Genomic DNA, 14038 nt, shown 5'->3' with positions numbered 1-14038 from the left:
TCAGGACTGCCAGTACGTCGCCGGCTGCAGGTCGCCGCTCAGGGTGGCCTTGGTGCGGTAGCGGCGCATGCGGTCCAGGTCGACCTCGACGACGCCGACACCGGGCTCCTTGCCGAGGTCCACCATCCGTTCGTCGCCGTCCACGAAGTCGAATCGTTCGGCCTCCAGGAACAGCGGGTCCGCCAGGATCTGGCTGCGCCCCATGTAGCCGAACCCGGCATACAGGTTGGTGCCGATCCCGGAGGCGAACGCGATGATGCATTCGGCGTCCACCGCCCTGACCGGCAGTCGCATGTTCGCCACGTAGGCGAACATCTCGGGTACCAGCGCGGAGCAGACGATGATGTCGACCCCGCGGCGGCAGTACTCCCGTGCGACCTCCGGGAAGTTGATGTCGTAGCCCTGCATCAGGCCGATGCGCCCGAACTCGACGTCGAAGACGGGGTATGCGGATCCTCCGCTGAGGTAGCGGGCCTCCAGTTCGTGGCTGTGCACGCGCCGGTAGTGGCCGAGCAGGGTTCCCTCGGGGCCGCACAGCACCGATGTGCTGTAGTACTTGCCGTCGTCGCCGCGCTCCAGCAGGCCGGCCACGATGTGCACACCGGCCTGCTTCGCCTGCTCGCGCAGGAAGTCGGTCTCCGGCCCCGGTATGGTCACCGACACGTCCGCGGCCTCCAGGATGTTGCCGGAGGTGGAGAACGCCTCGGGCAGGCAGATCAGGTCCGCTCCCTGCGCGACGGCCTCGCCGATGTAGTGCTCGGCGCGGCGCAGGTTCTGCTCCGGCTTGCCGAGCTTCGACTCCATCTGGACGACGGCGATCTTCGTCCCGGGCATCAGGTGCTCACCGGTTCGAGGGGACGCGAGGAGATCACCAGGCCGAGGTCCTCCTCGACGACCTGCCAGTCCGCCAGGCCGGCTTCCTTGAGCAGCTCGGCCGCCTCGTCACGGGTGTAGGCGGCCTGCAATGAGCGCATGAACTCGTCGCCGCCCTCCTTCACGAACTGCAGGATGAAGGTGATGTGCCCTTCCTCCGCGTGCCGGTTCATGTCCTCGATGATCACGATGCCGTCGGGCTTGCAGATCCGGGCGCACTCCTTCAGCGTCTCGACCGGCCGGCGCCAGCGGTGCAGCGAGGAGAACGAGAACACGATGTCCGCGGAGTCGTCCGGGAAGGGCAGCCGGTTCAGCTTGGCCATCTCGAACTCCACGTCGCCGGCGCTGTTGGCCCACACGGCCAGCGTCAGGTTGTCCTCGGCGACGTCCACGAGGTTCTGGTTCTCCTCGACGCCGGACACGGCCAGGTCCGGCAGCTTGCCGGCCACGTGGAGGGACAGCAGGCCGGTGTTGAAGCCGACCTCGACGAGGTCGGTCATCCCGTCGCGGACGTGGGCCAGGATGCGGTCGCTCGGCCGCTTGTACGCCATCAGCGCGGAGCGGCGCATGCCGAGGTCGTAGAAGCGGACCTTGTCGATGTCGTCGTGCGGGGACGCCTGCGGCACTCGCTCGGTCAGGTTCAGCAGTCGGGCCTCAGTGGTGGTCACAGCCGGCCTCCTCGTCCTTGGGCCGCGTGGTGAGCTGCAGGGGGATCGGCCGGCTCGAGATGAAGTTGGAGATGTCCGCTCCCAGGTGCTGCGGGTAGCGCCGGAATTCCGGCGAGTAGAACGCCTTGGAGATGTTGTCCAGGTAGTACCAGCCCTTGGGGCCGGTCACCTCGATGCCGTTCTCGTCGGCGGTGATGAGTTCCTTCTCGATCAGGTCGTCGATCTCGGCGCGGAACATCTCCATGAAGTCGACGCCGTGGATCCGGCGGAAGCGCTCCCGGTTGACCCGCCCGGCCTTGACACCGAGGACCATCGACCGGCGGATCGACTCCGACTTGGTGATGTGCTTGCCCATGGAGATCGGCAGCCGGCCTTCCATCACCGTCTGGATGTAGCGGCCGATGTCGGGCTCGTTGAAGTACCAGTGGTCGCGCAGGTGCCCGGTGGCGGTGGGGCCGAGCGGGATGATGGGGATGTCTTCGCTCCACGACGTCTCGCCGTATTTGGGCTGGTGGCCGGGCTTGGCGAAGCAGTCGCCGTAATAGCCCAGGAAGCCGGCCTTGGTGAGCTTCTCCGCGGCGAACAGGAACATGTCGTCGACCACGGCCTTCTCCGGGACCGGCGGCAGCTTCCTGCGCTTGGTGGAGATCTGCGCGAACTCCATGTACGTGTAGAACGAGATGCAGGTGACCCCGAGTTCGATGGCGACGTCGAGGCTGTGCTCCCAGCTCTCCATCGTCTGCCCGTTGATGCCGTGCATCAGGTCGATGTTGATGTTCTCGAACCCGCACCGGCGCAGCAGCCGGATGCTCTCCTTGAGCATCTCCGGGTCGTTCGGGCGGCCGATGTTCTTCAGTTCCTCCGGCACGAAGGTCTGCACCCCGAGGCTGATGCGCCGTATGCCACGCTCCAGCAGGACGGTCGCCTTGCGCTCGCTGATGTCGACCGGCGTGGTCTCGATGGAGAAGTCGGCGCCCTCCTCGACGTTGAAGCTGCTGAACATGTGGCCCAACAGGTCGTCGAGTTGGGGGGCGGTGAGCGCGGTCGGGGTGCCGCCACCGATGTAGCCGAGGGTGATGACGTGGTCCTGGATGTAGGGCCGCTCGGCGTAGTTGGTGATCTCGGTCTTCAGCGCGTCCAGGTAGGTGCGGGTCAGGTCGCGGTCGGTCTGGTGCTTGATGTACGGGCAGCTGAAGCAGAGCCGGTTGCAGAACGGGATGTGGACGTACACGCCCATGGGCTTGCGCGTGAACACCTCCTCCTCGTTCACCGGCACGTGCTTGGTCGGGTACTGCCGCACCCACTCGCTGTCGCGCTCCGGGTACTCCTTCCAGAACGGCATGCTCGTGGTCGTGGTGGTGATGCTCATGCGATGTCCTCCGGTTCGACTTGGTCGACGATGGAACGGACGACGTCCGCCAGAGTGGGCTGGAAGTAGGACGCGGAGCGCAGTGCGAGGCCGGCGGCGTGGGCGCGGGCGACCACCTCGGCCAGCGTGCCCTGGTGGTCGCCGTCGGCCAGGTCGAGCCGTACGCCCTGGTCGACGGTGCGGACGGAACGGACCGGGCCGCCGGCCTGCTCCTCCTGCCCGGCCCAGTCCTGCAGTCGCGCGAGGTGGGACTCGGTGAAGGCCTCCAGGATCAGGCTGGAGCGCTCGCCCCACCGGGTGACGGCGTCGAGCGAGGCGTCCTTGATCTGGCGGCCCTGGTGGAGCACCACGACCGAGTCGGCCAGCGCGAGAAGTTCGTCGCGGTGATGGCTGGCGAACAGCACGCCGACGCCGTCCTTCTTCAGGCTGCCCAGCAGCTCCAGCAGCGTCTCGCGCGCCGTCGGGTCCAGGCCGGTGGTCGGCTCGTCGAGGATCAGCAGGTCGGGGCGGTGCGCCACGGCACAGATGACGTGCAGTTTGCGCTGGCTGCCGCCGGAGAGACTGCGCACGTACTGGTGGCGGTACTGCTCCAGGTCGGCCAGGGCGATGAGCTCCTCGTACCGGCCGGGGTCGGCCCGCCGGAGCTTGAGCTGGTGCTTGACGTACGTCTCCACGCTGACGCCGTCCGGGAGGTCCTTGGCCTGCTGGACGTACCCGATGTGGCGGCCGACCTGCCCCCAGCGGCGGGGCGGAGTGCCGCAGACGCGCACCTCGCCGCCCGACGGGCGCAGCAGGCCGGCGACGAGCCGGATCAGCGTGGTCTTCCCGGCGCCGTTGGTGCCGATGATGGCCACGCCCTCGCCGGCGGCCACCGAGAAGGTGAGGGAGCGCAGGGCGAAGTCGGGGCTCACCCGGTGGTCGAGCCGGGAGACCGACAGGACCGGCGCTGCGGTGCTCGTGCTGTCAGCCATGGCCGATCCTCCTGCGGAAGGCCCAGGCTGCGACGCCGAGGGCCAGGAACGAGTAGGCCACCGCCAGCACCGATGCCCCGGTGGCCGAGACGTCGGGCGAGGTGGCGGCGCGGAAGATGTCGACGTGCACCGAGAGGGGGAGCCGCTCGAAGACGTCGCCCAGCGCGCCGAGGTTGTCGAGCGGGAAGAAGATCCCGGCGAAGTACATGAGCGGGATGACGATGATGTTCACGACCGCCGGGAAGGAGATCTCGTTGGTGTACGTGGCGATGAGGATCCCGAGTCCGGCGAAGGCCGTGCACGCGGTGAAGAAGCCCAGCACGAACAGCGGCACCGACTCGATCCGGGCGTCGAAGACCCCGACGCCGAGCAGGAGCACCAGCACGAACTGGAACAGGCACTTGAGCACGACACCGACGATCCGGGCGAGCAGGAACCCGGAGTACGACAGGGGCGAGAGGATGAGGTCCTCGATGGTGCGCCGGTTGCGGTCGATGATGACCGTGTAGCCGACGGTGTAGGTGCAGCTGAACATGATGCCGGCGCCGATGATGCCGGGGAAGACGAAGCCGAAGTAGTTGGCGGCCGTCGGCGCGGGGCTCACCATCTGGTCGGTCGCCGCCCCGAAGGCCAGCACCATCGACACCGACGTCAGCAGCGTCGACACCGCGAACAGGCGGTTGTCGAAGAACTGCCGCATGTCCATCACGACCAGCCCGAGCACATCGCCGAGCCAGCCGGACTCCGGCTGCATACGCGTCGCCCTCATCAGGCGGGCCCCCCGTGGTTCGTGGTCCAGGTCGAGCGCAGGTCGTCGTGGAAGGGCAGCCCGGCGCGGACCTTGCGCCGCTGCCGCCAGTGCACGTCCGCGTCGATCACCGTTTCCTGGCTGCCCGGGCCGGCCTCGGCGAGGATGTCCGCGTCCTGGTCCTCGCGGGCGTCCTGCACCAGACCGTCGACGATCATGCTGCGGCCGACGTAGGTCATGTTCGCGAAGCGGTTCTCCCCCACCCCGCCGGCGAAGACCAGCGCGCACTCGTTGTCGGCGGCCCGGGCACGGCACAGGGAGCGCAGCGGATGCGAGAACGGCCCGAAGAGGTTCGCCACGCAGACGACGAGGTCGGCGTCCTGGGCGAGGTACTGGCGGCTGGCCTCGGGGAAGCGCAGGTCGTAGCTGACCTGGAGGCCGATCCGCCCGACGGGTGTGTCGATCACCTCGCCGGGCGCGCCGGTGGAGATGTATTCGGCCTCGCCCGCCCACACGCAGGCGCGGTGGTACCAGCCGAGCGGGTCGCCGCCGGGGCCGACGAGTACGGCCGCGTCGAAGACGTCCCGGCCGGCCGACAGCAGCACGCCCGCGGCGATGTGCATCCCGAGGGTGCGGGCCTGCTCGGCGAGGAACTCGACGACCGGACCGTCCTCGGCGGTCGCGTCGGTGCGCAGCGTCGGGAAGTTCAGGCCGGTGGCGAACGTCGCAGGCAGGCACGCCAGGTCGGCCTCGCGCTCTCGTGCGGTGGACAGGAGCTTGGCGGCTCGCGCCAGGTTCTCGTCCCGCTGCCCGGGCTCGATCCGCATCTGCAGGGCGGCGAGCCGGGTTCGGGGACCGCGGAAAAGGCTCATCGCGGCGCCGCCTCGGCCGTGACTTCCTTGCACGCCCGCTCGAGCACCGGAAGGAACTCGTCCACCATCGCGGGTGTCACATGCCGGGTGACGACCAGCCGCAGGGTTTCGCCGAATCGCTTCGAGGTGGAGACGATCCAGCCCTTCGACTCCAGCAGCTGCGAGATGCGCACGGCGTGCGGCATCTTGACCACCACGATGTTCAGCTGCGGTTCGGCGAACAACTCGTGCCCGGCGGCGCGCAACCCGTCCACCAGGTACCGCGTCACCTCGAAGTTGGTCCGGGTGAGGTCGCGGAAGCCGTCACGGCCGAGGTGCTCCAGCACCGCGTAGGTCGACACCGCGGCGGCGCCCGGCCGGGTGCCGAGCAGGGTGTTGTGCACCGGTGTGTCGATGAAGAACGAATCGACGGCGAAGCGTCCGGCGTCCTGTGCGCCGCGGAACAGGATCGCCCCGGCCGGGACGTTGGCCAGTCCGTACTTGTGCGGGTCGATGGTGATCGAGTCGACGCCGTCGACCGTGAAGTCGAACTGGGGCAGGTCGTGGCCGAGTTCACGCGCGAAGGGGATGATGAAGCCACCGGTGGCCGCGTCCACGTGCAGGTGCACCTCGCGTCCCGCCACCACCGGCCCGATCTCGTCGACCGCGTCGACCACACCGAACTCGCTGCTGCCGGCGGTCGCGACGACCGCGACGGTGTGCTCGCCGATGCGCCGGGCCACCTCACCGGCCGGCAACCGCAGGGAGTCGTCGACCGGCACGACCACCGGGGTCAGGCCCAGCAGGCCGAAGACCTTGGTGAAGGAGAAGTGCACGGTGCTGCTGACGACGACTTCGGGCCGGTCGGTCAGCCTGCCCCGGGCACGCGCCGACTCGCGGGCCACCAGCATCGCGATCAGGTTCGCCTCGGTACCACCGGACACCAGGCTCCCCGACCCGCCGGGGTTGCCCAGCAGGTCGAGCAGCAGCTCGACGACCTTGCGCTCGATCCGTTTGGTGCCGCGGAAGATGCGCACGTCGCCGAGGTTGGTGTGGGCCGCGGCGGCCGCCATCTCGACGCCCAGCGGATGGGGTTCGGTGCAGATGGAATTGAGCACCCTGTTCCAGGGCACGTCGTCCGCCATCTCCGTCGCGATCCGCCGTCGGACGTCGGAGGCGGACTCACCGGCGTTGCGCATCTCAACTCACCTGCGCCGTCAGGTCCGTGTACAGCTCCGTCCGGCGCGCCCACAGCCCGAACCAGAGGGTCTGCTGGAAGCGCAGGTCGGGTTCGCGAAGGTGCCGGATCCTCTCGACGTCCCAGGGCGCCTCGATGACACCCTCGTCGGTGCCCGCCTCGGCGACGAAACCCTCGGGCACCGCCACGGCACTGCCCCCGCCGCAGCGTTCGCTCAGCGAACCGGCGAAGACGACCGCGACGGTGTTGAGGGTCGCGATCCCCCACACCGCGGCGCGCTGCGATGCCTGCTGCCTGCCGTCGAGGGACCCGGCCACCAGCAGCAGCTCCGCACCGGCCAGGCACTCGATGCGCGGCGGTTCGACCAGCCAGAAATCGGGGCCCAGGAGCACCCCGACGCGGCCGAACGGCGTCTCGACGACGGGGAAGTCGTCGCCGGTGCCGGTCGTCCCGTCGGGCAGGACGGGCCGCTCCACCCGGGCGCACTCCGAGCCGCCCGGGTCCAGCAGCCTGGTCACCTGCACCAGCCCGCCGCCCGGCCGTGTCTCCGTCCACGAGCCGGTGAGCACGTAGGTGCCGCGGGTCCGCGCCAGTGCCGTCAGCCGGTCCAGGCACTCCTCGCGCAGCCGCCGGGGCAGCTCCTGGACGTCGCCGCCGTTGGTGAACACGTTCTCGGGGAGGACGAGGAACGACGCCTCGTCGGTCACCCGGCTGTCGAGATCGTCGAGTACGGCCGAGGCCGTCGCCTCAGGGGTCGCCCGGCGGGCGTGCTGCGCTACGAAGATGGTCACGAACGAGTCCCCTCATGTGTGCTGGTCGCGGCGGCGGGCCGGCCCCGGTCCGGGCCGCCGCCCCCGGTCAGGCTCGCCCGCAGTTCGCCCGCGAGATCCCGGTCCGCTCCGGCGTACGGGGTGAGCAGCGCCCGGTAGGCGTCGGGCCTGCGCAGTTGCTGCCAGCGGCGGCCGTCGCCGTCCGCGGGCTCGTCGATGTCGACCACGAGGGTCTCCGGCTCGTCGCTGCCGGCCTGCGCGAGCACGCCGTCCGGGCTCGCGACCAGGCTGGTGCCGGCGAAGTGGATCTCCACGAGCCGGTCACCGCGTTTGCCGCGGACGACGCCGACCGAGCTGGCGTAGACGATGTTGACGTCGTTCAGGTACGCCGCGGTGCGCAGGGCGTTCACCATGAGCGGCTGGTTCTGCCCCAGGGTCCCGCCCGGTACGAAGACCGTTCGTGCGCCGGCCAGGGCCAGCAGCCGGACGACCTCGGGGATCCAGAAGTCCGAGCACACGGCGATGCCGATCTGCCCGAACTCGGTCGACAGCACGCCGAGCGCGTCCGTCTGGCGGCACACCACCATCTCGTTGCCGAAGGGGTGCGCCTTGACGGCGCGGCCGGTGATGACGCCCTGCCGGCCGATCAGCAGGGACGTGTTGCGGTACATGCCGTCCTGCATGTCCTCGACGAGCGACCCCAGCAGGATGTGCGTGTTGAGCTTGCGGGCCAGGGACTGGAAGCCGTCGACGATCGGCCCCGGTATCGGGGTGTCGGTCCGTCCTTTCAGCCCGTCCTGCCCGGGCATGTACCACGGCGGGCCGAGCAGGAACTCGGGAAAGCACACCAGGTCGATGTCGCCGGCACCGCACACGTCCTCGATCGCCTGGTAGGCGTTGCGCAGGCCGTCTTCGGGGTCGTCGACCCACTGGGTCTGTACTACCGCTACCCTCATGCGTCTTGTCTCCTCGAGATGCCACCGGGTGGATGGGCCGCGGCCACTGCGTGCCGCGGCGGGGTGCGGGTCATGACGGGGCGGTACTCCAGTCCTGCACGCCGACGATCGTGACCTCGGCCTCGACTCCGAGCGCCTCGTCGACGCCGCTGCGGATCGCGCGCCGCATCGCGCCCGCGTCCACCGCCTGGGAGTCGGTCACGGCGCAGGTCACATGGAAGGTGCCGTCCCGGACGACGCAGGCGAAGTGCGGTGCGAGCCTCCGGTGGCGGAACACGATCCGCTCCACGTCCGACGCCGAGACCAGCCCGTCCGGTCCGCGTACCGCCGACGCCATGCTCCCGAGCGGCACCAGGACCCGGCTCTCGGAACCGCAGTCGCAGCGGCGGTCCGCCGGCCACAGCTCGACGGCCTCGCCGGTCGGTGAGCCGTCCAGGAGCAGCTCTCCGCGCGCACCACCGCGGACCTCCGCCCGCAGCCGGTGGTCGCACAGGTGCAGTGCGCCGTGGTCGCAGGCGACGGCGACCGTCGGTGTCGACGGTGTGCCGTACAGGGCGGAGGTCCTCGCCGCCCAGGCGGCGCCGATGCGGTCGAGGCGCTCGGTGGAGCAGGCCTCCCCCACGCAGACGATCGTCCGGATCGTGGAGTCCGCCGGGCGCCTGCCCAGCGACGCCGCGAGGCCCGCCAGCTCCGCGGCGAAGCTCGGTGAGCACACCAGGGCCGTCACCTCGTACTGCTCGATCAGCCCGAGCAGCCGCGGCATCGGGCAGATGGTCCCGCTCGTCCCGACACTGATCACCGAGGCGCCGACCATCTCGATCACACGGTCCACCTGGGCGCCGATGAACGACAGTTCGTACGGCACGGCCGAGACGACGACGTCGTCCTCGGTCAGCAGGCGGCCCAGGGCCAGGGTCAGGTCGATCTGGCTGCGGATCCACTCGTCGCGGGTCAGCACGACCGGCTGTGACGCGCCCGAGGGGTCGAGCCGCTCGCCGTAGCGCGACTTGTGCGTGTCGCGGCGGTCCGCCGCGGCGCCGTGGTCCCGGGTGAGCAGGTCCAGGAACCGTTCGTAGTGCGTCGCGATGGGCGTGGTCGTCGTCACCTGGCCTCCGCTTCCCGGGCGAACCGGCGCCACCCGTAGTCGTCGAGAGCGCTGTCGCCACGTTCGGTCCGGAGCAGGGGACGGCGGTCTGCGCCGCCCTGCATGTCGACGCTGACGACCGTCGCCAGGACGAACTCGTGGTCGCCGATCCGGTAGGACGATTTGAGACTGCAGTCGATGGTGCCGACGGCCCCGGGGAGCCGCGGGCAGCCGTTGGCCGAGGGGGTCCACGCGAGGGCGTCGAAGCGGCTGTCGGGCCTGCCCTGAGAGAAGGCGTCGGACACCTCGTGCTGGTCCTCGCCGAGGATGTTGACGCAGAACCGGCCGGTCTCCGCGATGGCGTTCCAGCTGGTGCTGCCCGAGCGGACCAGGAAGCCGATCAGGGCGAGTTCGTCGGAGACGACGGTGAGTGATCCGATCACCAGGCCGTACGGTGTCGGCCCGTTCCGCTCGGACTGGCGTGCCGTGCCGGCGACCACCGTGACGGCCCGTGGCAGAAGCTCGCCGATGACCCCGAGGTCCGGCGCCGCGCTCGGCCGGGGGTGTCCGGCGGGGTGGGGCTCCGGCATCGGCGGGCCGGGGTCGTCGCGCAGCCGGCGTACGAACTCGCCGGTCACGCTCGCCGCGTTGTCCGCGAGTTGCTCTGGTGTCCCGCTGTGCACCACCCGGCCGCCCTCGCGGCCGGCGCCGGGCCCCAGATCGATCACCCAGTCGGCGATGGCGATCACCTTCACGTCGTGCTCGATGACCACGATGGTGTTGCCGGTGGATATCAGGCGCTCGAAGAGGGCCAGCAGGTGACGGATGTCGGCGGCGTGCAGGCCCCGTGTCGGCTCGTCGAAGATGAACAGCGTGCGGCTGCGGCGCTGTTTGAGGAGCTCGCCGGCCAGGTTGAGCCGCTGCGCCTCACCACCGGACAACGTGGTCGTCGAGCAGCCGAGTTGCAGGTAGCCGAGGCCGAACTCGCCGAGCACGCCGAGCGCTTGGACGACCTTGGGACTGCTCTTCGCGTCGAACCATCCGAGTGCGTCCTCGACGGTCATGGACAGCACGTCGTGGATGTTCTTGTCGCCCAGCCGCACATCGAGGACGTGCTCCTGGAACCGTCGGCCCTCGCACTCGGGGCAGACGATGAACTCGCTCTTGAAGAGGGTCATCTCGATCTCGGCCAGCCCGAGTCCCTTGCAGGACTCGCACCGTCCCCCGGCGACGTTCGGGCTGAACTCGCCTCGGCCCAGGCCGCGTTCGACCGCGTCGGCGCTGCCGGCGAAGGCGTCGCGGATGTGGTCGCTGATGCCGATGTAGGTGACGAGCGTGCTCCGGCTGGAGCGTCCGATCGGCCGCTGCTCGACGTAGATGACGTCGTCGAGGGCTTCGGCTCCCCGGATGGCGGCGTTCGCGGCCACCGTGCCGGTCGACCGCTGGGCGATGGCCCGGGAGACCGATGCGTGGAGGCCGGCCACCAGGGAGCTCTTGCCGGCGCCGGACACGCCGGAGACGCAGGTGAGCCCGCCCAGCGGGAACGTCGCGGTCTGGTCGACCACGTTGTTGCGCGTGATGCCGCGCACTTCGAGCCAGGCGGCGTCGGCGAGCTCGGCCCTCGTCCGCGACGGCCCGCCGGACAGCATGGCGGTCGCCGTCGGTGAGTCACCGGAGCTCAGCAGGTCGGCGAAGCGGCCCTCGAAGACGATCTCGCCGCCGCGGGAGCCGGCCCCGGGCCCCAGCTCGACGATCCAGTCGGCGGCACGGATCACCGACTCGTCGTGCTCGATGACGATGACGGTGTTCCCGAGATCGCGCAGCCGTCGCAGGGAGGTGAGGATCTTCCCGGTGTCGGCCTCGTGCAGACCGGCGGTCGGTTCGTCGAGGACGTACATGACGCCGGTCAGGTCGCTGGCCAGATGCTGAGCGAGCAGCAGCCGTTGCAGTTCACCGCCGGAGAGGGTGATGACCGGCCGCCGCAGTTGCAGGTGTCCGAGGCCGACCTCCTCGATGTTCGCGCTCTGCTTGACGATCGCGGAGGCGAGTTCACGCACCTGCGCCGGCACCGCACCGGACGAGAGCCCGTCGCGCAGCCGGGTGATCGAGCGCGACAGTTCGTCGCTCTGGAAGTCGTGGAAGGTGTGCCCGGCCACCGTCGCCCTGAGCGACTCGGGGCGCAGCCGCCCTCCCTTGCACCCGGGGCAGACTTCCCGTCCGAGGTAATTGGTGAAGGCGTTCTTGCGGGCGGCCGACGACGCGTTCCGGTACGCGCGCTCCAGGAAGCCCAGAATGCCCTCGAAACGGAAGTCGTTGGTGACCTTGCGGATCTTGAGCGTGTAGATCGTGTCCGAGCCGTGCAGCACCCGCTCGGTCTGCTCCGCGCTCAGCTTCTCGAACGGCAGGCCGAGGTCCAGGCCGATGTCCGCGGCCATCGCCTCGAAGGCCTTGCGCACGTTGGGGACGGCGAACGTCCCGGGGTCGGCACCGTCCCAGATCTCGGTGAGCGTCTTCGACCGGTCCGGGATGATCTTGTCCAGTGAGAAGCCGACGAGTTCGCCGATCCCGTCGCACTGGAGGCACTTGCCCTCCTTGCGGTTGGGGCTGAAGTGCTTCGCGGAGTGGGGTTCGGCGAAGCAACCGCAGTCGTCGCAGAACAGGTCCGGGCCGGTCGGGCCGAGACAGGCCGGGCACACCGGCCGCGAACCGGCGCCGAACAACAGCCGGTACAGCCCGTCGAGGCCGGTGAGGGTCCCCACGGTCGAGCGGGGATTGGAGTAGCCGCCGTCGCGCTGGCGCAGGGCCACCGGCGGCTGGGTCCCCGCGATCCGGTCGAACTGGTAGTCGCCGTCGCCCATGTCGAGGGACTTGCTGGACAGGGCGCCCAGGTAGAGCGTCTTGGAGTGTTCGAAGAGGGTGTCGATGACCAGGGACGACTTGCCCGATCCGGAGACGCCCGCGGCGACGACCAGCTTCCCCTTGGGGAAGGAGACGTCGACCGACTTGAGGTTGTGGGTCGTGACGCCTTCGAGCCGGATGCTGTCGAGACTCATGTGGTGTCGTTCCGCCCTTCGGCCAGGTCGCGGGCCTGGGTTTCGCAGCGCTGCAGGTCGGGATAGCGGGCATAGAGCATCGAGCGGACCCGGGCGGGATCACCGCGGTTCCACGTCTCGTAGAGCTCCTGACGCATCCCGAAGCGGTCGACGGCGAGATCGGCGGCGAGGCGGAAGATCCGGGACTTCTCGTCCACGCGCATGTCGCGCCCGCACATGTAGGTGTCCAGTACCGCGCGCAGCTCGGACGTCCCCAGATCGGCCTCCGAGGGCTGCATGATCAGACCCGACGCGCCGATCTGCCGGATGATCTCCGAGCCCCGCGTCGAGAAGCGGCCGGCGACGGCGTCCAGCGCCGCCGTAGAGCCGGGGGCGAGCAGCCCCGAGGGGGTGGGCCGGCTCTCGGCGTCGATCGCGGCCAGGCCGAGCCGGACGATCTCGACGTACGAGGTGAGCTCGCCGAGAAGATCCGTGACCTGCCGGAACTTGTCGACGCCGATCGCCTGGGCCAGCAGCGACGCGACACCGAGCATGGTGCGCAGCCGGTGGTAGTAGCGCAGCTGCCCGGTGTAGAGCGACCACTTGTTCAGCTCGCCGAATCCACGGACGGCCGCCTGGGAGTCGTCGAGCAGGAAGACCCGGTCCATCGGGATGAACACGTCGTCGAACACCAGCATGGCGTCCTGCTCGTCGTAGCGCGAGGAGAGGCCGCCGGAGCCGTCGGCGTACGACGTGCGGCACAGGACGCGCAGGCCCGGTGTCGCCAGTGGAGCGGCGAACCAGCAGACGTAGCTGGGGTCCTCACGCAGATAGTTCGCGGGCGAGAGGTAGATGAGCACGTCGTGGGCGTACGGCGCCAGTGTGGCGATCTGTTTGGCTCCCCGGACGACGATGCCGTCGGCGCCGCGCCGCACCACCCTCAGGCCCAGTTCCGGCCGCTCGGCGGGGGTCGCGGAGCGGTCGATCTGCGGGTCGCCCAGGCCGTGGGTCAGGGTGAGGTCGTTCTCGCGGCAGTAGTGGTAGTAGTTCTCCGCGTTGCGCCCGAACTCGGGGTCCACCTTGGCCAGTTCGAAGCGGTAGTCGTAGAGCCCGACCACGACGTTCGACATGAAGTCGGGTATCCGGGAGAGCTGGCCGTAGGAGGCCTCCGCCCAGCGGTGGGAGTTGGCCCACTTGCGGCCGAGGCCCTCCCGGTCGGCCGGCGCGAGGTACGACAGGCTGACGAGGTTGCCGGAAGTGTCCGACCGGTGGAGCATCTCGTCCGCGCGCTCGGGCAGGTGCTGGGCGTCGTAGAGGCCGGCCAGCGTGGACAGCATGGGCCGGAAGCCCGGGTCGCCGGTCACGTCGACCCGGCGTCCGTCGCACCAGACCTCCCGCTCGTCCTTGAGGCTGGCGATGTACTCGTTGCCTCGCCAGGCGCCACCGGAGGAGCCCGGCAGGAGGGCTGTCTCGTCCTTGGGCATGTCGGAGGCTGTGGATCCTGTGGTGGTCACCGTG

General features: G+C 69.8%; 12 protein-coding genes. All 12 read right to left on the bottom strand.

Annotation, left to right across the window (positions count from 1 at the left end):
• The 12 genes from BJ965_RS37725 to BJ965_RS37670 all read right to left on the bottom strand — a co-directional run bounded on the left by BJ965_RS37725 (position 1) and on the right by BJ965_RS37670 (position 14034).
• Positions 1 to 834: a carbon-nitrogen hydrolase family protein gene (locus BJ965_RS37725; RefSeq protein WP_184916207.1), complete on the bottom strand. Its 834-nt coding sequence runs from the start codon at positions 832 to 834 to the stop codon at positions 1 to 3.
• The gene (locus BJ965_RS37720; RefSeq protein WP_184916204.1) at positions 834 to 1541 is read right to left on the bottom strand and encodes a class I SAM-dependent methyltransferase; all 708 of its coding nucleotides are present in this window, start codon (positions 1539 to 1541) and stop codon (positions 834 to 836) included. The genes BJ965_RS37725 and BJ965_RS37720 overlap by 1 nt, the downstream gene beginning before the upstream one ends.
• The gene (locus BJ965_RS37715) at positions 1528 to 2910 is read right to left on the bottom strand and encodes a coproporphyrinogen-III oxidase family protein (RefSeq protein WP_184916201.1); all 1383 of its coding nucleotides are present in this window, start codon (positions 2908 to 2910) and stop codon (positions 1528 to 1530) included. The genes BJ965_RS37720 and BJ965_RS37715 overlap by 14 nt, the downstream gene beginning before the upstream one ends.
• Positions 2907 to 3881: an ABC transporter ATP-binding protein gene (locus tag BJ965_RS37710; protein ID WP_184916198.1), complete on the bottom strand. Its 975-nt coding sequence runs from the start codon at positions 3879 to 3881 to the stop codon at positions 2907 to 2909. Before BJ965_RS37710 ends, BJ965_RS37715 begins: the two co-directional genes overlap by 4 nt.
• Positions 3874 to 4650: an ABC transporter permease gene (locus BJ965_RS37705; RefSeq protein WP_246546236.1), complete on the bottom strand. Its 777-nt coding sequence runs from the start codon at positions 4648 to 4650 to the stop codon at positions 3874 to 3876. Before BJ965_RS37705 ends, BJ965_RS37710 begins: the two co-directional genes overlap by 8 nt.
• Positions 4650 to 5501 carry a carbon-nitrogen hydrolase family protein gene (locus BJ965_RS37700; RefSeq protein ID WP_184916195.1) on the bottom strand — a complete coding sequence of 284 codons (852 nt, stop codon included), beginning with the start codon at positions 5499 to 5501 and terminating at the stop codon, positions 4650 to 4652. Before BJ965_RS37700 ends, BJ965_RS37705 begins: the two co-directional genes overlap by 1 nt.
• Positions 5498 to 6679, bottom strand: a complete 1182-nt coding sequence (mfnA, locus tag BJ965_RS37695; RefSeq protein WP_184916192.1) for a tyrosine decarboxylase MfnA — start codon at positions 6677 to 6679, stop codon at positions 5498 to 5500. Before mfnA ends, BJ965_RS37700 begins: the two co-directional genes overlap by 4 nt.
• 1 nt (position 6680) lies before the next feature.
• Positions 6681 to 7469, bottom strand: coding sequence for a carbon-nitrogen hydrolase family protein (locus BJ965_RS37690; RefSeq protein WP_184916188.1), 789 nt, complete (start codon positions 7467 to 7469; stop codon positions 6681 to 6683).
• On the bottom strand, positions 7466 to 8404 hold the full coding sequence (locus tag BJ965_RS37685; RefSeq protein ID WP_184916185.1) for a carbon-nitrogen hydrolase family protein: 939 nt from the start codon (positions 8402 to 8404) through the stop codon (positions 7466 to 7468). The genes BJ965_RS37690 and BJ965_RS37685 overlap by 4 nt, the downstream gene beginning before the upstream one ends.
• Positions 8405 to 8474: 70 nt before the next feature.
• Positions 8475 to 9509: an AMP-binding protein gene (locus tag BJ965_RS37680; RefSeq protein ID WP_184916181.1), complete on the bottom strand. Its 1035-nt coding sequence runs from the start codon at positions 9507 to 9509 to the stop codon at positions 8475 to 8477.
• Entirely contained in the window at positions 9506 to 12541 is a 3036-nt protein-coding gene (locus tag BJ965_RS37675) for a flavin reductase (protein WP_184916178.1), read from the bottom strand. Before BJ965_RS37675 ends, BJ965_RS37680 begins: the two co-directional genes overlap by 4 nt.
• Positions 12538 to 14034, bottom strand: coding sequence for a 4-hydroxyphenylacetate 3-hydroxylase family protein (locus tag BJ965_RS37670; protein ID WP_313667647.1), 1497 nt, complete (start codon positions 14032 to 14034; stop codon positions 12538 to 12540). The genes BJ965_RS37675 and BJ965_RS37670 overlap by 4 nt, the downstream gene beginning before the upstream one ends.
• Positions 14035 to 14038 lie beyond the last annotated feature (4 nt).

This window comes from Streptomyces luteogriseus (genome assembly GCF_014205055.1).
Classification (GTDB): Bacteria; Actinomycetota; Actinomycetes; order Streptomycetales; family Streptomycetaceae; genus Streptomyces; species Streptomyces luteogriseus.
This window is presented reverse-complemented; position numbering and strand designations above follow the sequence as displayed.